A 21,551-nucleotide genomic window follows, 5' to 3' on the forward strand; every position below is an offset into this window, starting at 1 on the left:
CCCCTTCGTCGCCAGCGTCAGATGTGGATACGGGACAGACCCCCCCCGCACCACCCCGCACCTGGAGCCCCTCATGTCCCGTGTCCGCCTCCCCCTCGCCGCGCTCTCGCTGGCCTCCGTCTCCGCGCTTGTGCTCGCCGGCTGCTCGCAGTCCACGGACGCCTCGAAGGACGCCGGGGACACCGCCGCCTCCGCGTCGGCCGCCACCGGCAAGAAGCCCGCCCCCTTCAGCGACGGCGCGGTCAAGGTCGCCCTGGTCCGCCAGAGCGGCGCCGGCGACTACTTCGAGCAGTGGGGCAACGGCGCCAAGGCCCAGGCCAAGGCCCTCGGCATCGACCTGACCGTGTACGACGCGCAGGCCGACAACGCCAAGCAGGCCACCGACCTCTCCTCGGCGATCAACTCCGGCGCCAAGGCGATCATCATCGACCACGGCTTCCCGGCGACGATCCAGCCGGAGATCGACAAGGCCGTGAAGAAGGGCATCAAGGTCGTCGTCTACGACGTGGAGACGGCCACGAAGGGTGTCGTGTCGACCAAGCAGGACGACGCGAGCATGGCCCAGGCCGTCCTCGACGTGATGGCCAAGGAGGTCGGCAAGGACGCCAAGGTCGGCTACGTCAACGTCGCCGGCTACGCCGCCCTCGACAAGCGGAACACCGTCTGGACGAAGGAACTCGCCGCGCAGGGCTGGAAGCAGGAGTTCAAGGTCGGCAAGGTGACCGACTCCACGGCCACCGACAACGTTCCCCTGGTCTCCGCCGCGCTCACCCAGCACTCGGACGTGGCGGGCATCTTCGCCCCCTACGACGAGCTCGCCAAGGGCACCGTCCTCGCCGTCCAGAACAAGAAGCTCCAGGACAAGGTGAAGGTCTTCGGCGCGGACGTCTCCAACGCCGACATCCAGCAGATGACCGCCGCCGACAGCCCGTGGGTCGCCACGGCGGGCACCGACCCGTCCGCGGTGGGCGCCGCCGTCGTCCGTACGACCGCCCTGGAGCTGGCCGGCCAGCTGAACAAGACCTCCGTCGAGTTCCCGGCCGTCGCCATCACCCAGGACTTCCTGAACAAGAACAAGATCGAGAACATGGACCAGCTGCGTGAGGCGCTGCCCGCGCTGAACCTGTCCCAGGTCTCGACCGCGGACTGGATCTCGAATGTCGCCCACTGAGACGACTGACACGGCGGGCACGGCTGGCCCGGCCGAGACACCCGCGGTCAGCCTCACCGACGTCAGCATGGCCTTCGGAGGCAAGACCGTCCTTGCCTCCGTCTCCCTGGACATCGCACCGGGCAGCGTGGTCGCGCTGCTCGGCGCGAACGGCGCCGGCAAGTCCACGCTGATCAAGATCCTGTCGGGCGTGCACACCGACCACGGTGGGGACGTGCGGGTCGCAGGGGAATCCGCAGCTCTCCAGTCGCCGCTGGCCGCACGCCAGTTGGGCATCCAGACCGTGCACCAGCGCATCAGCGAGGGCATCGTGCCCGGCCTCACCGTCGCCGAGAACCTGGTCTTCGAGGAGCTGGCGCAGAGCCGGGGCAACCCCTTCCTGAACGGGGGCAGGCTGCTCGCCCGCGCCCGTGAGATCCAGGCCGGCCTCGGCCTGGACTGGAGCGACAGCCTCCTCAAGCGGGACGTCACCGAACTCGGCATCTCCGACCGCCAGTTGCTCATCCTCGCCCGCGCCCTGGTCACCCGCCCGCGCCTGCTCATCCTCGACGAGCCGACCTCCGCACTGTCCGCCGCCGAGGCGGAGCGACTGTTCGCACTGGTCGAGAGGATGCGCGACGACGGCATCGCGGTCCTCTACGTCTCCCACCGCCTCGGCGAGATCGACGCGCTGGCCGACCGTCTGGTCGTCCTGCGGGACGGCCGTCTCACCGAGGACCAGGCCAAGCCCTTCGACTGGGACGCGGCCCTGCGGGCGATGCTCGCGCAGGCCCACGAGACGACCACGGCCCGCCCGGTGCGGGAGGGGGCGTCCGGCGACGCCGTACTGTCCCTGCGCGGGGTACGGCTCTTCGAGGGCCGCGCACCTCTCGACCTGGACGTCCGGGCCGGCGAGGTCACCGGTGTCGTGGGCCTGCTGGGCGCGGGCAAGACCGAGCTGGCCCGCGGCCTGTTCGGCGCCGAGCCCTTCGCGGCCGGCTCCGTCGCACTCGACGGCAAGGAGTTCGCGCCCCGACGGCCCGCCGACGCGATCCGGGCCGGCATCCACCTGGTCCCCGAGGACCGGCACGCCGACGCCCTCGTGCCCGGCTGGTCGCTGGCCCAGAACATCTCGCTGCCGTTCCTGAAGTCCCTGTCGAGAGCGGGGCTCGTCCAGCGCGGCAAGGAGGACGCCCTCGGCCGCGCCACCATCGAGGCCCTCGGTGTCGTCGCCCGCGACGAGCACAGCACCGTCGAGGAGCTGTCCGGCGGCAACCAGCAGAAGGTCGTCGTCGGCCGCTGGCTGGCGCACACCCCCCGTGTCCTCATCCTGGACGAACCGTTCCGAGGTGTGGACATCGGTGCGCGGCGCGACATCGGTCGGCGTGCCCGCTCCCTCGCCGCCGAGGGCGCCGCCGTACTCGTCCTGTCCGCCGACGTCGACGAGATCCTCGAGATCGCCGACCGGGTCGTCGTCCTCGCGTCCGGGGAGATCCATCTCGACGCGTACGGCGAGGACGCGGAACGCGACCGCGTGATCCAGACCATCGCCGTGTCCGTCTAGCCGCGCCGACACCGGCCGCCGAAGGAAGCAGTCCCCCCATGACCACCCAGCAGAGCACCGAGGTTCCGGTGAAGGCGGCGATCCCGCCCGCCACCACCACCGCCGTGCGCGTCCAGAACGCCGTCATCAAGTACGGCTTCATCTTCGTGACGGTCGCGCTCTTCCTGTACTTCGCGCTGAGCGAGGGCTCCTTCCGCGAGTCGGCGACCCTCCTCGACACCCTGCGGTACGTCTCCGTCGCCGCCATCCTCGGCCTCGGCGTCACCCTCACCATGGCCGTCGGCGGAATGGACATGTCCGTCGGCGCGGTCGCCGGACTCGGCGTCTCGGTCGCCGCGCAGACGATGGTCGTCCACAACCAGATCGGCGCGGTCGCGATCATCGCGGTGATCGCCGCGGGCGCGCTGGCGGGCCTGCTCAACGCCCTGCTGATCGTGGTGCTGAAGATCCCCGACATGCTGGCGACGCTCGGCACGATGTTCGTCATCCAGGGCACCAAGCTCATCCTGGTCGACGGCCAGTCGATCACCCCGGGCATGACCCTCGAAGACGGCACCACGGCACCCGGCAAGTTCACCGAGGGCTTCCTGAAGATCGACCGAGGCACGGTTCTCGGCATCCCGATCTCCGTCCTCGTCTTCGGCGGCCTGACCGTCGCCGCCTGGATCTTCCTGGCCCGCACCCGCTGGGGCCGGGTCCTGTACGCCATCGGCGCCAACCCCGAGGCCTCCCGCCTGGCGGGCATCCGCGTCGGCGCGTACCGCTCCCTCGCCTACGTCATCTCCGGCGTCCTCGCCTCGATCGGCGGCCTGATCCTGGCGTCCCGCATCGGCCAGGGCGATGTGAGCGCCGGAACGTCCCAGCTGCTGGAGGCGGTGGCGGTCGCGCTGGTCGGCACCTCTGTCCTCGGCCGCGGCCGCCCGAACGTCTGGGGCACCGCCCTCGGCGCGGTGCTGATCGGCATCATCACGACCGGCCTGACCATCAAGGGCCTGCCGTACTACACGCAGGACGTCGTCGAGGGCGCGGTCCTCATCCTCGCCCTCGTCTTCAGCTTCACCCTGTCCAAGCGCCGCACGTCCTGAGGAGAGCCATGGGCTACCGAATCCTGGAGACCGACGACATCCCGGACTACCTGCACGAGCGGGGCCACTGGGAGGACCCGGCCGACATCAGCGTCCGCGAGGTCTCGGACGGCAACATGAACAGGGTGTTCCTGGCGACGAACGCCGACGGCACCCGCAGCCTCGCCGTCAAGCAGGCCCTGCCCTGGGTACGGGTCGCGGGCCCGTCCTGGCCGATGAACCCGGACCGCGCCGACGCCGAGGCACGGGCGTACGAGCAGGTCGCCCGCGTCGCCCCGGACAAGATCCCGGCGGTCCACGGCTACGACCCCGAGAACTACGCCCTCGTCATGGAGGACATGTCGGACCTGGAGGTCCTGCGGACCCTGCTGAACGAGGGCGCGTCCTACGGACCGCACACCTCCGCGAGGATCGGCGAGTTCGTCGCCCAGTTCTCCTTCGCCACCAGCGACTTCGGCATGGCCTCCGCCGACCGCAAGGCCCTGATCGCGGCCTCGGTCAGCCCGGAACTCTGCAAGATCACCGAGGACGTGGTCCTCTCCGAGCCGTACATCGAGCACGAGCACAACCACTGGCACGAGGGCCTCGACGACCTGGCACGGGAGTTCCGCACCGACACCCGGCTCCGCACCGAGGTCGCCGACCTCCGCCACACCTTCATGACCAGCGCCCAGGCACTCCTGCACGGCGACCTCCACACCGGCAGCGTCATGGTCGGCGCCCGCGAAGGCACCCCGGTCGTCCGCGTCTTCGACCCCGAGTTCTCCTTCGTCGGCCCGATCGGCTATGACCTCGGCCTGTACTGGGCCAACGCGCTGGTCTCGGAGGAACGGGCCCGCGCCCTGGGCCGCCTGACCGACCACGCCGACCAACTCCGGCTGTCCTGGGAGGCGTTCGAGACGGAGTTCCGCCGCCTGTGGCCGAGCCGCGTCGACACCTTCTTCGACGACGCCTACCTGGACCGCTTCCTGCGCCGCGTCTGGACCGACTCGGTGGGCTACGCCGGCACCGAGATCGTCCGCCGCATCATCGGCTTCGCCCACCTGACGGACCTGACGACGCTGGAGGACCCGGTGGCGGCATCCCGCAGGGCGCTGCTGCTGGGCCGCGAACTCATCCTGCGCCGCGAGGAACTGACGTCACCGCAGGCCGTACGCGAGGCCGTCGCCTCACTGGGCTGACTCGGCGTCGAACCACTCCTTGCCGGCGGCCCAGTGCCGCACCCAGCCGGCGAAGCCGGGCGCGGAGGTGGTGTGGCCGAACTCCGCGCCGAACGGCAGGGCTCCGACGTCGGTGATGTGCCATATGTGTCCACGCTGCGGGCCGGTGACGACGAGGTGCCAGTTCATCGCGCACCCGTCCGTCCCGAGCACGAGCGAACCGTGGTTGAGGACCTGGTCCACGACGGCCTCAGGGTCCTCGAACGGACTCTCGTCCGCCTCCCACAACCACGCCTCGGTGAGCGGGAACGGCTCGGCGGGCTTTAGGTCCGTGCCGTCGGAGTGCCAGTCGGACGGCAGCTCGGCCAGCCCCACCAGACCGAACTCCGGCGGCCCCTGGAAGGACCCGTCGGTCACCTCCGCCACGAACGTCCGATACGGCTCCGGCAGCACCACACCGTGCTCCGCCTCGAACGCACGCACCGCTTCCCACCCCAGCGCCGACTCGCCACCGTCGTCCACACCGAACGCCTCCCGCAGCGCGGTGATGTCCTCGGGGGCGGCCTGTTCCATGTCCATGCGTCCATGAGAACACCCGCCACTGACAACGCGGGCAGGCGAAAGGGGCGGCTCCGTCGGCGGGAGGCCGCCCCTTTCGGGTGCCGGCCCTCATAGGGGAGAAGGGCCGTTCCTCGCGGTGCCGGCCCCGGGTCAGGGAGGGGGGGGCCGGACCGAGGTCTACTTCTTGTCGAGCAGGTCCTGGACCTTGGCGCGGACCTCGTCCGTGGCCAGACCCCGGATCGTCAGCGTCGTGCGGCGGCGCAGCACGTCGTCCGTGGTCTCGGCCCACTCGTTGTCCCGGGCGTAGACGACCTGCGCCCAGATCTCCGGGGCGTCCGGGTGGACGCGCTGGGCCAGCTCCGGGTTGTCGTTGGCCAGCCGGGCGATGTCGAAGGCCAGCGAACCGTAGTGCGTGGCCAGGTGCTTCGCCGTGTCCGCCGCCATGCGGGGACCCGGCGCCGGGCTGTCGACCAGCAGCCGGTGCGCGACCGCGCGCGGGTTGGCGACACCCGGCAGCGGCAGCTTCTTCGGCAGCGAGGAGATCGGCTCGAAGTCGTCGCCCAGCGGGTGGCCCGGCAGCGCCTCCAGCTTCTGCATGACCGTACGGCCGATGTGCCGGAACGTCGTCCACTTGCCGCCCGCGACGGACAGCATGCCGCCCCTGCCCTCGGTCACCACGGTCTCCCGCTTGGCCTTCGCGGTGCTGCCGGGGCCACCCGGCAGTACGCGCAGACCTGCGAAGGCGTACGTGATGAGGTCACGGTCGAGCTGCTGGTCGCGGATGGAGAACGCGGCCTCGTCGAGTATCTGGGCCGTGTCCTTCTCGGTGACCGAGACGTCCGCCGGGTCGCCCTCGAACTCCTCGTCCGTGGTGCCCAGCAGCAGCATGTCCTCCCAGGGGAGGGCGAAGGTGATGCGGTACTTGTCGATCGGGGTGGCCAGCGCGGCCTTCCACGGCGCCGTCCGCTTCAGGACCAGGTGCGCGCCCTTCGACAGACGGATCGACGGGGCCGCGTCCGGGTCCTCCATCTTGCGCAGGTGGTCGACCCACGGGCCGGTCGCGTTGAGGACGAGCCGGGCGCTGACGCCGAACTCGTCACCGGACTGGCGGTCGCGCAGCTCGGCGCCCGTGACCCGGCCCTTGGTGAACCTCAGACCGGTCACCTCGGCGTGGTTCAGGACCACCGCGCCCGCCTCGACGGCCGCGCGGACCGTCATCAGCGCCATGCGCGCGTCGTTCATCTGGTCGTCGCCGTAGACGGCGACGGCCTTGAGGTTGTCGGTGCGCAGCTCGGGCACGTCCTGCGCCGCCTTGGCGGGGGACAGGAGGTGGCCGACGCCGTCACCGAACGCGGAGAGCGCGGAGTAGGCGAAGACGCCCGCCCCGAGCTTCGCGGCGCCGTGCGGCCCGCCCTTGTACACGGGGAGGTAGAACGTGAGCGGGTTCGCCAGGTGGGGAGCCACCTGACGGGAGACCGCACGGCGCTCGAAGTGGTTCTCCGCCACCAGCTTCACCGCGCCGGTCTGCAGATAGCGCAGACCGCCGTGGAGAAGCTTGGAGGAGGCGGAGGAGGTGGCACCGGCGAAGTCGCCGGCGTCGACCAGGGCCACCCGCAGACCGGACTGCGCGGCGTGCCAGGCGGTGGAGATGCCCAGGATGCCGCCGCCGATCACGAGAAGGTCGTACGACGCCTTGGCGAGCTGCTCCCGGGTCTCGGCGCGGCTCGGGTTGGAGCCGGAGGCCGGGCGCGTACCCAGGGCAGGCACGGACTGCAGGGTGGTCTGACTGGTCATTTCGGGTTCTTACTCCTCATCAGAGCGGCTTGAGCCTACGAGTGGCTCTCGTCAGCTCTCTTCGTCCTCGAGCCAGCCCATCGTCCGCTCGACGGCCTTGAGCCAGCTCTTGTACTCACGGTCGCGGGCGTCCGCGTCCATGCGGGGGGTCCACTCGGCGGCCCGGCGCCAGTTGGCACGCAGGTCGTCGGTGCTGGTCCAGAAGCCGACGGCGAGACCGGCGGCGTAGGCGGCACCGAGGCAGGTCGTCTCGGCGACCATCGGACGGACCACGGGGGCGTCCACGAAGTCCGAGAGGGTCTGCATCAGCAGGTTGTTGGAGGTCATGCCGCCGTCGACCTTGAGGGCCGCGAGCTCGACGCCCGAGTCCTTGGTCATGGCGTCCGTGATCTCACGGGTCTGCCAGGCGGTGGCCTCCAGGACGGCGCGCGCGAGGTGCGCCTTGGTGACGTACCGGGTCAGACCGGCGATCACACCGCGGGCGTCGGAACGCCAGTACGGGGCGAACAGACCGGAGAAGGCCGGCACGAAGTAGGCGCCGCCGTTGTCCTCGACCGAGAGCGCGAGCGTCTCGATCTCGGCGGCGGTGGAGATCAGGCCCATCTGGTCGCGCATCCACTGCACCAGCGAACCGGTGACGGCGATGGAGCCTTCGAGGGCGTAGACCGGAGCCTGGTCGCCGATGCGGTAGCCGACGGTGGTGAGCAGACCGGAGTACGAGTTGATGATCTTCTCGCCGGTGTTCATCAGCATGAACGTGCCGGTGCCGTAGGTCGACTTCGCCTCGCCCTCGGCGAAACAGGTCTGCCCGAACAGGGCCGCCTGCTGGTCACCGAGCGCCGAGGCGACCGGGATGCCGCCGAGCAGCTCGCCGAGCTTGCCGCCGGTGACCTCGCCGTAGACCTCGGCGGAGGAGCGGATCTCCGGGAGGATCGCCAGCGGCACGCCGATGGACTCGGCGATCTTGTCGTCCCACTCCAGCGTGTGGAGGTTCATCAGCATGGTGCGGGAGGCGTTGGTGACGTCGGTGTAGTGCTTGCCGCCGTTGACACCGCCCGTCAGGTTCCAGATGACCCAGGTGTCCATGGTGCCGAAGAGGATGTCCCCGGCCTCGGCGCGCTCGCGCAGACCCTCGACGTTGTCGAGCAGCCAGCGGGCCTTGGGACCGGCGAAGTAGCTCGCCAGCGGCAGGCCGGTCTCGCGGCGGAAGCGGTCCTGGCCGACATTGCGGCCGAGCTCCTTGCAGAGCGCGTCGGTGCGGGTGTCCTGCCAGACGATGGCGTTGTGGACGGGCTCACCGGTGTTCTTGTCCCAGAGCAGCGTGGTCTCACGCTGGTTGGTGATACCGATGGCCTTGATGTCGTCACGGGTGATGCCGGCCTTCTGGATGGCTCCGGCGACGACCTCCTGGACGTTGGTCCAGATCTCGTTGGCGTTGTGCTCGACCCAGCCCGGCTTCGGGAAGATCTGCTCGTGCTCCTTCTGGTCGACCGAGACGATACGGCCGTCCTTGTCGAAGACGATGCAGCGGCTGGAGGTGGTGCCCTGGTCGATCGCGGCGATGAACGGGCCGGCGGTGTGGGCGTCGGTCACTGTGTGCTCCTGGGGTTCCGTGGTTAAGGGGACTGTCTACGACTGCTTGCTACGGCTGCTTCTAAGCGAAAGCGACGTTGTAGATGCCCGCGGCGATCGCCGCGCCGATCAGGGGACCGACGACCGGGACCCAGGCGTAGCTCCAGTCGGAGCCACCCTTGTTGGGCAGGGGCAGGAGGGCGTGCACGATACGCGGACCGAGGTCACGGGCCGGGTTGATCGCGTAGCCGGTCGGGCCACCGAGGGACAGACCGATCGAGACGACGACCAGGGCGGTGATCAGGGCGCCCAGGGTGCCCAGGCCGTTGCCACCGTCGTTGAGGCCCTGCGTGAGGACCGCGAGGACCAGCACGATCGTGCCGATGACCTCCGTGGCGACGTTCTGCCAGGCGACCCGGACCTCCGGGCCGGTGGAGAAGACGCCCAGGACCGGGCCCGCGCCCTTCTCCTGCGCCTCGACGGCCTTGGCCGCGGTGGCCTGTGCGCCGGGGGCGCCGACGATCTCCTTGTCGGTGAGGTGCGCGTGGAACTGGCCGTAGTAGGCGATCCAGACCAGGGCCGCGCCGATCATGGCGCCGAGCAGCTGCCCGCCCCAGTAGATCGGGACGTCACTCCAGGAGATGCCGTTCTTCTTCAGCGCGAGCGCCAGGGTCACGGCCGGGTTCAGGTGCGCGCCGGAGAGCGGCGCGGAGGTGTAGACGGCCGTCAGTACGGCGAAACCCCACCCGAAGGTGATGGCGAGCCAGCCGGCGTTACGGGCCTTGGAGGCCTTCAGCGTGACGGCCGCACAGACACCGCCGCCGAGCAGGATGAGTATGGCGGTACCGATGGTCTCGCCGATGAAGATGTCGGAGCTGGACACCCGCGACTCCTTTGTCCTTCGTCCAGGGGACCGAACCCCGGGTCCCTCCGGAGGTTCGAGCTGCTCTCGGGTGAGAGCGATGCCGGCCCTTGGCGTTGTCACACTCTAGCGCGTATTGCCGGTAGGTGTTCGACAATGCCGACCGATGGACGGGAGTCTTGCTCCGGCGTTACGCGTGCGTCAAGGGTTCTGTTATCGAAAGCACGATCGTTATTGATTGCTGTGAGCTATCGATCTTCATTTGGGGCGCTGTACAGCCATCGCCCGATATGTCCGCTTCAGGGTATGGGTATGACCGGAACGCCGTGAAGGGCGTCCCGGTGTGCTCTTACCGACTTCTAGAAGCGCCCCGCGCCCAGGTCCCGCGACACCGCGCGGGCGCAGTCACGCACCGCCGCGATCAGCTCGGGGCGCAGCGCCCCTTCCTCGTCGGACCGGCACAGCCGCTCCACGGCCCCGGTGATGCAGACGGCACCCACCGGCATCCGCCGCCGGTCGTGGATGGGGGCGGCCACACCGGCCACGCCCTCCCAGGTCTCCTCCACGTCCGCCGCGTAACCACGCGCGCGGGTGATGTCGAGGATGTTCTCGAAGTCCTCCAGCTCGCACACCGTGCGATCGGTGAACGCCTTGCGGTCCGCCTCGATCGCCTCACTGTGCGCCACCGGGTCGTACGCCGACAGCACCTTGCCCAGCGCTGTGGAGTGCAGCGGCTGCATCGCCCCGATCTCCAGCACCTGCCGGCTGTCGTCGGGCCGGAAGACGTGGTGCACGATCAGCACGCCCTGCTGGTGCAGGACGCCCAGATAGACGCTCTCGCCACTGGACCGGGCCAGATCGTCGGTCCACACCAGGGCGCGCGCCCGCAGCTCGTGCACATCGAGATAGGTGGTGCCCAGACGCAGCAGCTCGGCGCCCAGCTGGTAACGCCCGGACGCCTCGTCCTGCTCGACGAACCCCTCCAGCTGGAGGGTGCGCAGGATCCCGTGCGCGGTGCCCTTGGCGAGGCCCAGGGCCGAGGCGATGTCCGAGAGGCCGAGCCGCCGCTCGCCGCCCGCGAGGAGCCGCAGCATCGCGGCCGCCCGTTCGAGCGACTGGATGTTCCGTGCCATCGCCGTTCTGCCTCCGTCCCCTTCGCCGTCGACCCGCGACGTCGCTGCCGCTGTTCGGCAATGTCGAACACTACTAGTCCATGCCGACCGACCGCCAATGGTCGTACGACACCGTTACGTCACTCGTGACACGCGTTCGCGTCACTCGTATCCCGGGAATGACCTGCCCGTCATCCTCGTCCGTCCCGTGGACGCTCTGACCGTCCGGGTCGGGTCCCGGCTACCCTGACGGCGTGCGCCCGCTGTGGGAAGCCCCGCGGCAGGACGCAAAGCCGACAGCCGTCGCACCCACAGGGAGCCCTTTCATGGCCTCGTTGCCACCGACCCCTTCCGCCGACAGCCGGACCCGTGCGTCCGCGCTCCGCGAGGCACTCGCCACCCGTGTGGTGGTCGCCGACGGGGCGATGGGCACCATGCTCCAGGCTCAGGACCCCACGCTGGAGGACTTCCAGCAGCTCGAGGGCTGCAACGAGATCCTCAACGTCACCCGCCCCGACATCGTGCGCTCGGTGCACGCCGAGTACTTCGACGCGGGCGTCGACTGCGTGGAGACCAACACCTTCGGTGCGAACCTGACCGCCCTCGGCGAGTACGACATCCCCGAGCGCGTCCACGAACTCTCCGAGGCCGGCGCCCGTATCGCCCGCGAGACGGCCGACGAGTACACCGCACGCGACGGCCGCCGGCGCTGGGTCCTCGGCTCGGTCGGCCCCGGCACCAAGCTGCCCACCCTCGGCCACACCACCTTCGGCGCCATCCGCGACGCGTACCAGCAGAACGCCGAGGGCCTCCTGGCCGGCGGCGCCGACGCGCTCCTGGTGGAGACCACCCAGGACCTGCTCCAGACCAAGGCCTCCGTCATCGCCGCCCGCCGTGCCATGGAGACGGCCGGGTACGACGTCCCCCTGATCGTCTCGGTGACGGTGGAGACGACCGGCACGATGCTGCTCGGCTCCGAGATCGGCGCCGCGCTCACCGCGCTGGAGCCGCTCGGCATCGACATGATCGGTCTGAACTGTGCGACCGGGCCCGCCGAGATGAGCGAGCACCTGCGCTATCTGGCCCGCCACTCCCGCATCCAGCTCTCCTGCATGCCGAACGCCGGCCTCCCGGTCCTCACGAAGGACGGCGCCCACTACCCGCTGACCGCGCCCGAGCTGGCCGACGCGCAGGAGAACTTCGTCCGCGACTACGGCCTGTCCCTCATCGGCGGCTGCTGCGGCACGACGCCTGAGCACCTGCGCCAGGTCGTCGACCGAGTCCGCGACCTCGCGCCCACCGAGCGCGACCCGCGCCCCGAGCCGGGCGCCGCCTCGCTGTACCAGACGGTGCCGTTCCGGCAGGACACGTCGTACATGGCGATCGGCGAGCGGACCAACGCCAACGGCTCGAAGAAGTTCCGTGAGGCCATGCTGGAGGCCCGCTGGGACGACTGCGTCGAGATGGCCCGCGACCAGATCCGCGAGGGCGCGCACATGCTCGACCTCTGTGTGGACTACGTCGGCCGCGACGGCGTCGCCGACATGGAGGAACTGGCGGGCCGCTTCGCCACCGCCTCCACCCTCCCGATCGTCCTGGACTCCACCGAAGTCCCCGTCATCAAGGCCGGCCTGGAGAAGATCGGCGGCCGTGCGGTCATCAACTCGGTCAACTACGAGGACGGCGACGGCCCCGAGTCCCGCTTCGCGAAGGTCACCAAGCTCGCCCAGGAACACGGCGCCGCGCTGATCGCGCTGACCATCGACGAGGAAGGCCAGGCCCGCACCCCGGAGCACAAGGTCGCCATCGCCGAGCGGCTCATCGACGACCTGACCGGGAACTGGGGCATCCACGAGTCCGACATCCTCATCGACACCCTGACCTTCACCATCTGCACCGGCCAGGAGGAGTCCCGGGGCGACGGCATCGCGACCATCGAGGCGATCCGCGAACTCAAGCGCCGCCACCCGGATGTGCAGACCACGCTGGGCCTGTCGAACATCTCCTTCGGTCTCAACCCGGCCGCCCGCATCCTGCTCAACTCCGTCTTCCTGGACGAGTGCACGAAGGCCGGTCTGGACTCGGCGATCGTGCACGCCTCCAAGATCCTGCCGATCGCCCGGTTCAGCGAGGAAGAGGTCCAGACGGCTCTCGACCTCGTCTACGACCGGCGTGCCGAGGGCTACGACCCGCTGCAGAAGCTGATGGCCCTGTTCGAGGGCGCCACCGCCAAGTCGCTCAAGGCGGGCAAGGCCGAGGAACTCGCCGCCCTGCCACTGGAGGAGCGCCTCAAGCGGCGCATCATCGACGGCGAGAAGAACGGCCTGGAGACCGACCTCGACGAGGCACTCCAGGACACACCCGCCCTGGACATCGTCAACAACATCCTCCTGGACGGGATGAAGGTCGTCGGTGAGCTCTTCGGCTCCGGGCAGATGCAGCTGCCGTTCGTGCTCCAGTCCGCCGAGGTCATGAAGACCGCGGTGGCCCATCTTGAGCCGCACATGGAGAAGTCCGACGCCGAGGGCAAGGGCACCATCGTCCTCGCGACCGTCCGCGGGGACGTGCATGACATCGGCAAGAACCTCGTCGACATCATCCTGTCCAACAACGGCTACAACGTGGTCAACCTGGGCATCAAGCAGCCGGTCTCCGCGATCCTCGAAGCCGCAGCGGAGCACCGCGCCGACGTCATCGGCATGTCCGGGCTCCTGGTGAAGTCCACCGTGATCATGAAGGAGAACCTGGAGGAGCTCAACCAGCGCGGGCTGGCGGCCGACTTCCCGGTGATCCTCGGCGGCGCCGCCCTCACCCGGGCCTATGTCGAACAGGACCTGCACGAGATCTACGAAGGTGAAGTCCGCTACGCCCGCGACGCCTTCGAGGGCCTGCGCCTCATGGACGCCCTGATCGGCGTCAAGCGCGGTGTACCCGGGGTGAAGCTCCCCGAGCTGAAGCAGCGAAGGGTGCGCGCGGCCGCCGCCGTAGAGGTCGACGAGCGCCCGGAGGAGGGCCACGTCCGCTCCGACGTCGCCGTCGACAACCCCGTGCCCACCCCGCCGTTCTGGGACACCCGCGTCATCAAGGGCATCCAGCTCAAGGAGTACGCGACCTGGCTCGACGAGGGCGCCCTCTTCAAGGGCCAGTGGGGCCTCAAGCAGGCCCGCGCGGGCGACGGGCCGACGTACGAGGAACTCGTCGAGACCGAGGGCCGGCCCAGGCTGCGCGGCCTGCTGGACAAGCTCCAGACGGAGAACCTGCTCGAAGCGGCCGTCGTCTACGGCTACTTCCCGTGTGTGTCCAAGGACGACGACCTGATCATCCTCGACGACCAGGGCAACGAGCGCACCCGTTTCACCTTCCCGCGCCAGCGCCGCGGCCGCCGACTGTGCCTCGCGGACTTCTTCCGCCCCGAGGAGTCGGGGGAGATGGACGTCGTCGGTCTCCAGGTCGTCACCGTCGGCTCCCGCATCGGCGAGGAGACGGCCAAGCTGTTCGAGGCCAACGCCTACCGCGACTACCTCGAACTGCACGGCCTGTCCGTCCAGTTGGCCGAAGCGCTCGCCGAGTACTGGCACGCACGCGTCCGTTCGGAACTGGGCTTCGCCGGCGAGGACCCGGGCGACATCGAGGACATGTTCGCCCTGAAGTACCGGGGCGCCCGCTTCTCCCTCGGCTACGGCGCCTGCCCGAACCTGGAGGACCGCGCGAAGATCGCCGACCTGCTCCAGCCCGAGCGCATCGGCGTCCACCTGTCCGAGGAGTTCCAGCTGCACCCCGAGCAGTCCACGGACGCGATCGTCATCCACCACCCTGAGGCCAAGTACTTCAACGCACGCTGAGAAGGACACGTGGAGAAGGGCACGCTGAGAAGCGCACGCCGAAGCGCCCCTCGACCGTGACTCCGGTGTGCCCCTGGGCACACCCGTTAAACAAGGCATGTCGTCGTACCGCGACGTACACTGGTCGGTCCACCGCAGGCCGGTTCCCTTCGTGGGAGCCGGCCTGATCGTCCCTCAAGGAGGTGCGCCAGGATGACCAGCACGATCCCAGCGCCAGTAACCCGTACGGCCGAAGGCTCAGCCCTCCAGGCGGTGCTCCTCGACATGGACGGCACCCTCGTCGACACCGAGGGGTTCTGGTGGGACGTCGAGGTCGAGATCTTCGCCGGCCTCGGCCACACCCTCGACGACTCATGGCGCCATGTCGTGGTCGGCGGCCCCATGACCCGCAGCGCGGGATTCCTGATCGAGGCCACCGGCGCCGACATCACCCTCGCCGAGCTCACCGTGCTGCTCAACCAGGGGTTCGAGGACCGCATCGGCCGCACCCTGCCGCTGATGCCGGGCGCCGCCCGGCTGCTGGCCGAGCTCGCCGAGTACGAGATCCCCACGGCCCTGGTCTCCGCCTCGCACCGGCGCATCATCGACCGGGTGCTCACCTCGCTCGGCCCCCAGTACTTCGCGCTCACGGTGGCGGGGGACGAGGTGGCCCGGACCAAGCCGTACCCCGACCCGTATCTCTTCGCGGCCGCCGGTCTCGGCGCGGATCCGGCCAGATGCGCGGTCGTGGAGGACACCGCGACCGGCATCGCGGCGGCCGAGGCCGCGGGCTGCCATGTCGTGGCCGTGCCCTCGGTCGCACCCATCGCCCCGGCCGCCCGGCGCACCGTCGTGACCTCGCTCGAAGAGGTGGACCTGGCATTTCTGCGCGGCCTGATGACAGAAATGCGCTGAGCGTTCACCGAGCGTGCGGCACCGATAGGGGCCGCTTTTCCCGGGCCCGCGCAAAGGAATTCGCAAAGGTCGGTGGATGGCCGAATTCCGGTAGGCGTGCATAGCGTTGACGGTGTGACGTTCCCCACGTGACGGGGGATCGACAGTCGATCAGGTGTGTGCTTCGACGCCCGGTTCGGGCGTCTTGCGCGCGCCCTTGTGTCCCGATTGGTGGGACCCTGCGCGCAATCCTTCCCCTGGCGGGTTTTCAATGCGTCCACACCCGGTTTCGCTGCGTGATGGCAGCTCAACTCCGGTGGCCGTCAACCCTCGTGCAGGTGCGGACTAATCTCGTCGCGAGAACATCGACGAAACCCCCGTGACCCGCCGCACCACCCATGCATGCCGGGTACACGGACTCAACAGCTCTGGAGAAACTCGAGCATGAACCGCAAGACTTTGGTGCTGCCGACCGTCATCGGTCTGCTCGTGCCGGTCCTCGCCGCGTGCGGCGGGTCCGACGGCGGCAGTGGCGGCGGGGACGCGATCGTCGTCGGCACCACGGACCGGTTCACCGCCTCGAAGGACGCCCCCGCGCCCCTCGACCCGGCGTACGCCTACGACGTCGGCACCTGGAACATCCTGCGCCAGACCGTGCAGACCCTCATGATCCAGCCGCGCGGCGAGGGCGAACCCGTGCCCGAGGCCGCCGAGAGCTGCCGCTTCACCGACACCGGCAACGAGCGCTACGCCTGCACCCTGCGCAAGGACCTGAAGTTCGCGGACGGCGACGCCGTCACGGCCGAGGACGTCAAGTACTCGATCGACCGCGCCCGTTCCCTCAAGGCCGACAGTGGTGTCTTCGCCCTGCTGTCCACCATCGACACCGTCGAGACCAAGGGCGACCGCGAGGTGATCTTCCACCTCAAGACGGCCGACGCCACGTTCCCGTACAAGCTGTCGACCCCCGTCGCCGGCATCGTCAACCCCGACGACTACAAGCGGGGCTCCCTGCGCGACGGCTTCGACGTCGACGGCTCCGGCCCGTACACCATGTCGGCCGACGTCAAGAACGACGAGCTCGTCGACGCCGTGTTCACCAAGAACCCCAATTACAAGGGGACGCTGAAGGTGAACAACGACAAGGTGGAGCTGCGCTCCTTCGAGGACGCCGACGCCATGGGCACCGCCATCAACGACGGTGACATCGACGTCATGTCCCGCACCATGTCGCCCGAGCAGATCGAGAAGCTCTCCGCCTCCTCGGACAGCGACGTCGACCTCGTAGAGATGCCCGGCCTGGAGATCCGCTACCTCGCCTTCAACACCGACGCCGCGACCGTCAAGACCAAGGCCGTGCGTCAGGCGATGGCCCAGATCGTCAACCGCAGCGAACTCGTCTCCAAGGTCTACGGCTCCGAGGCCGAGCCGCTGTACTCGCTGGTCCCGGCGAGCATCACCGGCCACTCCAACTCGTTCTTCAACAAGTACGGCGACCCGAGCAAGGCCAAGGCCGAGGAGCTGCTGACGAGGGCGGGCATCACCACCCCGGTCAAACTGACCCTGCACTACACGACCGACCACTACGGCGCCGCCACCAAGGACGAGTTCGAGCAGCTCCAGAAGCAGCTCAACGACAGCGGCCTGTTCGACGTCAGCATCAAGGGAGCGCCCTGGGCGACCTTCCGCCCCGCCGAGCAGAAGGGCGAGTACGACGTCTACGGCATGGGCTGGTTCCCCGACTTCCCGGACGCCGACAACTACCTCGCGCCGTTCCTCGACAAGGACAACTTCCTCGGCTCGCCCTACGCCAACAGCGAGATCCGCAACACGTTGATCCCGGAGTCCCGCCGCGAGGCCGACCGGCTCTCCGCCTCCAGCAGCCTGACGGACATCCAGGACATCGTCGCCGACGACGTTCCCGTACTGCCGCTGTGGCAGGGCAAGCAGTACGTCGCCGCCCGCGACGACGTGACGGGCACCGCCTATGTCCTCAACTCCTCCTCGACCCTTCAGCTGTGGGAGCTCGGTCGCGGCGTGAGCGACTGATCCCTCCCTCTGCCCGGACCGCGGACGACGGCCCCGGGATCCGACAACCGACGACAAGGCATCCGTAAGTGAACATGCGTAACCAGTGGCCGGTCCTGCCCATGATGGCGGGACTGGCCTCCGGCCTGCTGACCGGCTGCGGTTCGGAGAACGGTGGCTCGGGGAGCGACGGCTCCAGCGTGGTCATGGGGATGTCGGACGACGTCCTGGCCACCGACCCCGCGTCCGGCTACGACCCCGGGTCCTGGCTGTTGTTCAACAACGTCTTCCAGTCGCTGCTGAGCTTCCCCAAGGGCAGCACGGAGCCGGAGCCCGAGGCCGCGGAGAGCTGCGAGTTCAGCGACGCCGAGACCAAGGTCTACAAGTGCACGCTGAAGGACGGCCTGCGGTTCAGCAACGGTGACTCGCTCACCTCGGAGGACGTCAAGTTCTCCTTCGACCGCATGCTGAAGATCAACGACGACGCCGGTCCCGCGATCATGTTCCCCATGCTCGAAAAGGTCGAGACGCCGGACGAGAAGACGGTCGTCTTCAAGCTGAACACGCCCGACGCGACCTTCCCCAGCAAGATCGCCTCCGGTGCCGGCTCCATCGTCGACCACGAGGAGTACGACGCCGACGGGCTGCGCAAGGACGGCGAGGCGGTCGGCTCCGGCCCCTACAAGCTGGACTCGTTCGACGACGACGAGGCCGTCTTCTCCGTCAACGAGAACTACAAGGGCACCGCCGACGTACAGAACTCCGGCGTCGCCCTGAAGTTCTTCCACGGCGACCAGGACGAGCTCAAGCAGTCCCTGATCGACAACAAGATCGACATCGCCTACCGAGGCCTCAGCGCGAGCGACATCGCCGACATCGAGGCCGCCGGCACCGACGCCGGCGTCGAACTCGTCGAGGGCACCAGCGCCGAGGTCCAGCACCTGGTCCTCAACATGAAGGACCCGGTCGTCGGACAGCTCGGAGTACGGAAGGCCATCGCCTACCTGCTCGACCGCGACGCCCTCATGTCCCAGGTCTACCAGGGCACCGCCACCTCGCTGTACTCGATCATCCCGGCCGGTATCGCGGGCCACAACACGGCCTTCTTCGACACCTACGGCGCCAACCCGTCCAAGTCCAAGGCCGCCGCGGCCCTGAGCGCCGACGGCATCACCGGCAAGGTCAAGCTCACCCTCTGGTCGACCCCCGCCCGCTACGGCCCCGCCACCGACCAGGAACTCAAGGCGATCGCCGGACAGCTCAACAAGAGCGGCCTGTTCGACGCGAACGTCAAGTCCGTCGACTTCGAGCAGTACGAGAAGGACATAGCCGACGGCAAGTACGGCGTCTACGTGAAGGGCTGGGTGCCCGACTACCCGGACCCCGACAACTTCACGGCCCCCTTCTTCGGCAAGGGCAACGTGCTGGACAACAACTACGAGAACAGCATGATCACCGGCACCCTCATCCCGCGCACGGCCGCCCAGAGCGACCGCGCCGCGACCGGCAACGACTACGACCGCCTCCAGGACCTGGTCGCCGAAGAGGTCCCCGTCATCCCGCTCTGGCAGGCCAAGCAGTACGCGATCGTCCACGACGACGTCTACGGCCTGGAGTACTGCCTCGACGCCTCGACGGTCTTCCGCTTCTGGGAGATCAGCAAGGGCTGACGCCGTACCGCCGGACTGCCGTACCGCCGGACTGCCGCACACGACGAAGGGCGCCCCCTCTCACGAAGGGGCGCCCTCTGCCGTCGTACGACGTGCTCCTACTGCGCGCCCGGACGCACCAGACCGCTCTCGTACGCGTACACCGCCGCCTGCACCCGGTCGCGCAGCCCCAGCTTCGTGAGGACGTGACCCACATGCGTCTTCACCGTGGTCTCGCTCACGAACAGATCCGCGGCGATCTCGGCGTTGGACAGTCCCCGCGCCACCAGCTTCAGCACCTCGACCTCACGGTCGGTGAGCGTGTGCAGGGTGTCCGGGACGGGGTCGTCGCCCGAGGGCAGATGCGTGGCGTACTTGTCGAGCAGCCGACGCGTGATGCTCGGCGCGAGCATCGCCTCACCGGCGGCGACCACACGGATCGCCTGCACGAGCTCGTTGGCCGGGGCGTCCTTGAGCAGGAAGCCGCTGGCCCCCGCCCGCAGCGCCTCCACCACGTACTCGTCGAGGTCGAAGGTGGTCAGTACCAACACCTTCGCCGGGCCGTCCCGCCCGGGGCCGGTGATCTGCCGGGTCGCCTCCACACCGTCCATCCGCGGCATGCGGATGTCCATGAGAACCACGTCGGGTTGCAGAGCCCGCACCTGGTCGAGCGCCTGGAGGCCGTCCCCGGCCTCACCGACGACAGCGATGTCCTGCTCGGCTTCCAGGATCATCCGGAAGCCGGTACGCAGCAGCGGCTGGTCGTCGACCAGTAGGACGCGGATGGCCACGTGAGTCTCCTTCGCTAGTCCGGCCCCATTCTGCCCTGCTCGCGCCCGCCGGACTCGGCCGCCCTCACCGGCAACGGATACGGCGGGGGAGCGCCGCCGAACTCCGGGCAGTGGGCCTGGTGGTCGCACCAGCCGCACAGCTTGGTGGGGCGCGGGCGCCAGTCACCCGTCTCCGTCGCCTCCCGGATCGCCTCCCACAGCGCGAGCAGCTTGCGCTCGACACGCTCCAGGTCCGCGAGGACCGGGTCGTACGTCAGGACGTCACCGCTGCCGAGGTAGACGAGCTGGAGACGGCGCGGGATCACGTTCTTCAGCCGCCAGACCACCAGGGCGTAGAACTTCATCTGGAACAAGGCACCCTCGGCGTACTCGGGCCTCGGCGCCTTGCCGGTCTTGTAGTCGACGATGCGGACATCCCCCGTCGGCGCCACATCCACCCGGTCGATGATCCCCCGCAGCTTCAGCCCCGAGTCCAGCACGGCCTCCACGAACAGCTCACGCTCGGCCGGCTCCAGCCGGGTCGGGTCCTCCAGACCGAACCACCGCTCGACGAGCCGCTCGGCCTCACCCAGCCACCGCGCCAGCCGCTCGCCCTCCGGATCGTCCGCGAACAGCTCCACGACCTCCGGCCGGGTCTCCCGCAGCCGGTCCCACTGACCCGGGATGAGCGACTTGGCCCGCGGCGGCGTCCGCTCCGCCGCCGGAGCGTCGAAGAGCCGCTCGAGAACCGCGTGCACCAAAGTGCCCCGCGTCGCCGCCTCGCTGGGCTTCTCCGGCAGCCGGTCGATCACCCGGAACCGGTACAGCAGCGGGCACTGCATGAAGTCACTGGCACGCGAGGGCGACAGCGACGCGGGCGCTATGGCGACACGCGCCTCGACCACGGCCGCCGTCTCCCGCGCCGTCGCCTGCTCGTCCATGACCGGCGGATCCACTTCCGCGATCCCGCCGCCAGGGGTCTCGGCCGCGCCCTCTGTGCTCGTCTCCATGACCCCAGACCTTACGGCCCACCACTGACAGTGACCCAGTCGTGGCCGAGACCCCTGCGACAACAGAGAAAACAGAGGGGGTGCCGGGGCGGAACGCGTGACGACCGCCGCATACCATCGTCCCGAGACCCTTCCGCCGGCATGCGCGGAAGACGCTTCGAACGAGGGGAAACCGTGGACGAGAGCGGCGGGAGCGGGCAGCCGCGGTCCGGCAACGACGAGCCGGCCCAGCACCACGCAGGCCCTGCGGCCCCGACTGCCGACCCCGAACACCCCGACATCGACGCCCCTGCGCCCGCTCCGTCCGAGGCATCCGAGACAGGTGCCACCAGGGCGGACACACAGCCCGAGAACGCCGACGCCGACCGCTCCGAGGGCGACCCCGCGGAGACACCGAAACGCGAGAGCGAGACCGGAGAGACTCGGGAGATCCGGAAGACCGGGGAGACCGACGGAACGCCCCCCTCCACAGCGGCCCCCACCTCACCCGGGGACGCCACGGGAGACGCGGTGGAGCAG

The 21,551-nt window shown here is 69.3% G+C and carries 15 protein-coding genes and 1 pseudogene; 9 read left to right on the forward strand and 7 right to left on the reverse strand.

Going from position 1 to position 21,551, the window contains the following annotated elements; genetic code table 11:
• The first annotated feature begins 73 nt into the window (after positions 1-73).
• Genes HLK59_RS36210 through mtnK form a run of 4 tightly spaced genes read left to right on the forward strand, consistent with a single transcriptional unit; the run spans position 74 to position 4,980 of the window.
• Complete coding sequence (locus tag HLK59_RS36210) at positions 74-1,171, forward strand: substrate-binding domain-containing protein (protein WP_171145861.1); 1,098 nt, start codon at positions 74-76, stop codon at positions 1,169-1,171.
• Positions 1,158-2,714, forward strand: coding sequence for a sugar ABC transporter ATP-binding protein (locus tag HLK59_RS36215; protein WP_171145862.1), 1,557 nt, complete (start codon positions 1,158-1,160; stop codon positions 2,712-2,714). The genes HLK59_RS36210 and HLK59_RS36215 overlap by 14 nt, the downstream gene beginning before the upstream one ends.
• Positions 2,715-2,752: 38 nt before the next feature.
• Positions 2,753-3,799, forward strand: coding sequence for an ABC transporter permease (locus tag HLK59_RS36220; RefSeq protein ID WP_171145863.1), 1,047 nt, complete (start codon positions 2,753-2,755; stop codon positions 3,797-3,799).
• 8 nt (positions 3,800-3,807) lie between these two features.
• The gene (gene mtnK / locus HLK59_RS36225) at positions 3,808-4,980 is read left to right on the forward strand and encodes an S-methyl-5-thioribose kinase (RefSeq protein WP_171145864.1); all 1,173 of its coding nucleotides are present in this window, start codon (positions 3,808-3,810) and stop codon (positions 4,978-4,980) included.
• Here the strand turns inward: mtnK and HLK59_RS36230 are convergent.
• The 5 genes from HLK59_RS36230 to HLK59_RS36250 form a co-directional block, all read right to left on the reverse strand.
• Positions 4,969-5,538: an SMI1/KNR4 family protein gene (locus tag HLK59_RS36230; RefSeq protein ID WP_171145865.1), complete on the reverse strand. Its 570-nt coding sequence runs from the start codon at positions 5,536-5,538 to the stop codon at positions 4,969-4,971. The genes mtnK and HLK59_RS36230 overlap by 12 nt on opposite strands.
• A 159-nt stretch (positions 5,539-5,697) precedes the next feature.
• Complete coding sequence (locus HLK59_RS36235) at positions 5,698-7,314, reverse strand: glycerol-3-phosphate dehydrogenase/oxidase (protein ID WP_171145866.1); 1,617 nt, start codon at positions 7,312-7,314, stop codon at positions 5,698-5,700.
• 51 nt (positions 7,315-7,365) lie between these two features.
• Positions 7,366-8,907 carry a glycerol kinase GlpK gene (glpK, locus tag HLK59_RS36240; RefSeq protein WP_171145867.1) on the reverse strand — a complete coding sequence of 514 codons (1,542 nt, stop codon included), beginning with the start codon at positions 8,905-8,907 and terminating at the stop codon, positions 7,366-7,368.
• Positions 8,908-8,968: 61 nt separating this feature from the next.
• The gene (locus HLK59_RS36245; protein ID WP_171145868.1) at positions 8,969-9,769 is read right to left on the reverse strand and encodes an MIP/aquaporin family protein; all 801 of its coding nucleotides are present in this window, start codon (positions 9,767-9,769) and stop codon (positions 8,969-8,971) included.
• Positions 9,770-10,107: 338 nt separating this feature from the next.
• Positions 10,108-10,881, reverse strand: a complete 774-nt coding sequence (locus HLK59_RS36250; protein WP_171145869.1) for an IclR family transcriptional regulator — start codon at positions 10,879-10,881, stop codon at positions 10,108-10,110.
• 305 nt (positions 10,882-11,186) lie between these two features.
• On the opposite strand from HLK59_RS36250, the gene metH reads away from it, so the two are divergent.
• From metH to HLK59_RS36270, 4 genes are all read left to right on the forward strand, one after another.
• Positions 11,187-14,702 carry a methionine synthase gene (gene metH / locus HLK59_RS36255; RefSeq protein ID WP_171145870.1) on the forward strand — a complete coding sequence of 1,172 codons (3,516 nt, stop codon included), beginning with the start codon at positions 11,187-11,189 and terminating at the stop codon, positions 14,700-14,702.
• Between the two features lie 192 nt (positions 14,703-14,894).
• Positions 14,895-15,596: an HAD family phosphatase gene (locus HLK59_RS36260; RefSeq protein WP_171145871.1), complete on the forward strand. Its 702-nt coding sequence runs from the start codon at positions 14,895-14,897 to the stop codon at positions 15,594-15,596.
• A 423-nt stretch (positions 15,597-16,019) separates the two neighbouring features.
• A complete protein-coding gene (locus tag HLK59_RS36265; RefSeq protein WP_171145872.1) occupies positions 16,020-17,624 on the forward strand; it encodes an ABC transporter substrate-binding protein in 1,605 nt (534 codons plus the stop codon).
• A gap of 68 nt (positions 17,625-17,692) precedes the next feature.
• Positions 17,693-19,273 (forward strand): ABC transporter substrate-binding protein, encoded by a 1,581-nt coding sequence (locus HLK59_RS36270; protein WP_171145873.1) that lies wholly within the window; start codon positions 17,693-17,695, stop codon positions 19,271-19,273.
• Positions 19,274-19,371: 98 nt separating this feature from the next.
• Here HLK59_RS36270 and HLK59_RS36275 read toward each other — a convergent pair whose 3' ends face one another.
• Both HLK59_RS36275 and HLK59_RS36280 read right to left on the reverse strand, forming a co-directional pair.
• Positions 19,372-20,043, reverse strand: coding sequence for a response regulator transcription factor (locus tag HLK59_RS36275; RefSeq protein ID WP_046263744.1), 672 nt, complete (start codon positions 20,041-20,043; stop codon positions 19,372-19,374).
• 14 nt (positions 20,044-20,057) lie between these two features.
• Positions 20,058-21,032: a RecB family exonuclease gene (locus HLK59_RS36280; RefSeq protein WP_171145874.1), complete on the reverse strand. Its 975-nt coding sequence runs from the start codon at positions 21,030-21,032 to the stop codon at positions 20,058-20,060.
• A gap of 174 nt (positions 21,033-21,206) precedes the next feature.
• Between HLK59_RS36280 and HLK59_RS36285 the strand changes: the two are divergent.
• Positions 21,207-21,551, forward strand: a pseudogene (locus tag HLK59_RS36285) (hypothetical protein); the annotation flags it as partial.

The sequence above is a fragment of the Streptomyces sp. S3(2020) genome, from assembly GCF_013044505.1.
Classification (GTDB): Bacteria; Actinomycetota; Actinomycetes; order Streptomycetales; family Streptomycetaceae; genus Streptomyces.

What these genes read in the sequence shown, in the direction of transcription:
- HLK59_RS36210 (WP_171145861.1), top strand. Translation starts at nt 74, where the DNA reads ATGTCCCGTGTCCGCCTCCCCCTCGCCGCGCTCTCGCTGGCCTCCGTC.
- HLK59_RS36215 (WP_171145862.1), top strand. Translation starts at nt 1,158, where the DNA reads ATGTCGCCCACTGAGACGACTGACACGGCGGGCACGGCTGGCCCGGCC.
- HLK59_RS36220 (WP_171145863.1), top strand. Translation starts at nt 2,753, where the DNA reads ATGACCACCCAGCAGAGCACCGAGGTTCCGGTGAAGGCGGCGATCCCG.
- mtnK (WP_171145864.1), top strand. Translation starts at nt 3,808, where the DNA reads ATGGGCTACCGAATCCTGGAGACCGACGACATCCCGGACTACCTGCAC.
- HLK59_RS36230 (WP_171145865.1), bottom strand. Translation starts at nt 5,538, where the DNA reads ATGGACATGGAACAGGCCGCCCCCGAGGACATCACCGCGCTGCGGGAG.
- HLK59_RS36235 (WP_171145866.1), bottom strand. Translation starts at nt 7,314, where the DNA reads ATGACCAGTCAGACCACCCTGCAGTCCGTGCCTGCCCTGGGTACGCGC.
- HLK59_RS36250 (WP_171145869.1), bottom strand. Translation starts at nt 10,881, where the DNA reads ATGGCACGGAACATCCAGTCGCTCGAACGGGCGGCCGCGATGCTGCGG.
- metH (WP_171145870.1), top strand. Translation starts at nt 11,187, where the DNA reads ATGGCCTCGTTGCCACCGACCCCTTCCGCCGACAGCCGGACCCGTGCG.
- HLK59_RS36260 (WP_171145871.1), top strand. Translation starts at nt 14,895, where the DNA reads ATGACCAGCACGATCCCAGCGCCAGTAACCCGTACGGCCGAAGGCTCA.
- HLK59_RS36265 (WP_171145872.1), top strand. Translation starts at nt 16,020, where the DNA reads ATGAACCGCAAGACTTTGGTGCTGCCGACCGTCATCGGTCTGCTCGTG.
- HLK59_RS36280 (WP_171145874.1), bottom strand. Translation starts at nt 21,032, where the DNA reads ATGGAGACGAGCACAGAGGGCGCGGCCGAGACCCCTGGCGGCGGGATC.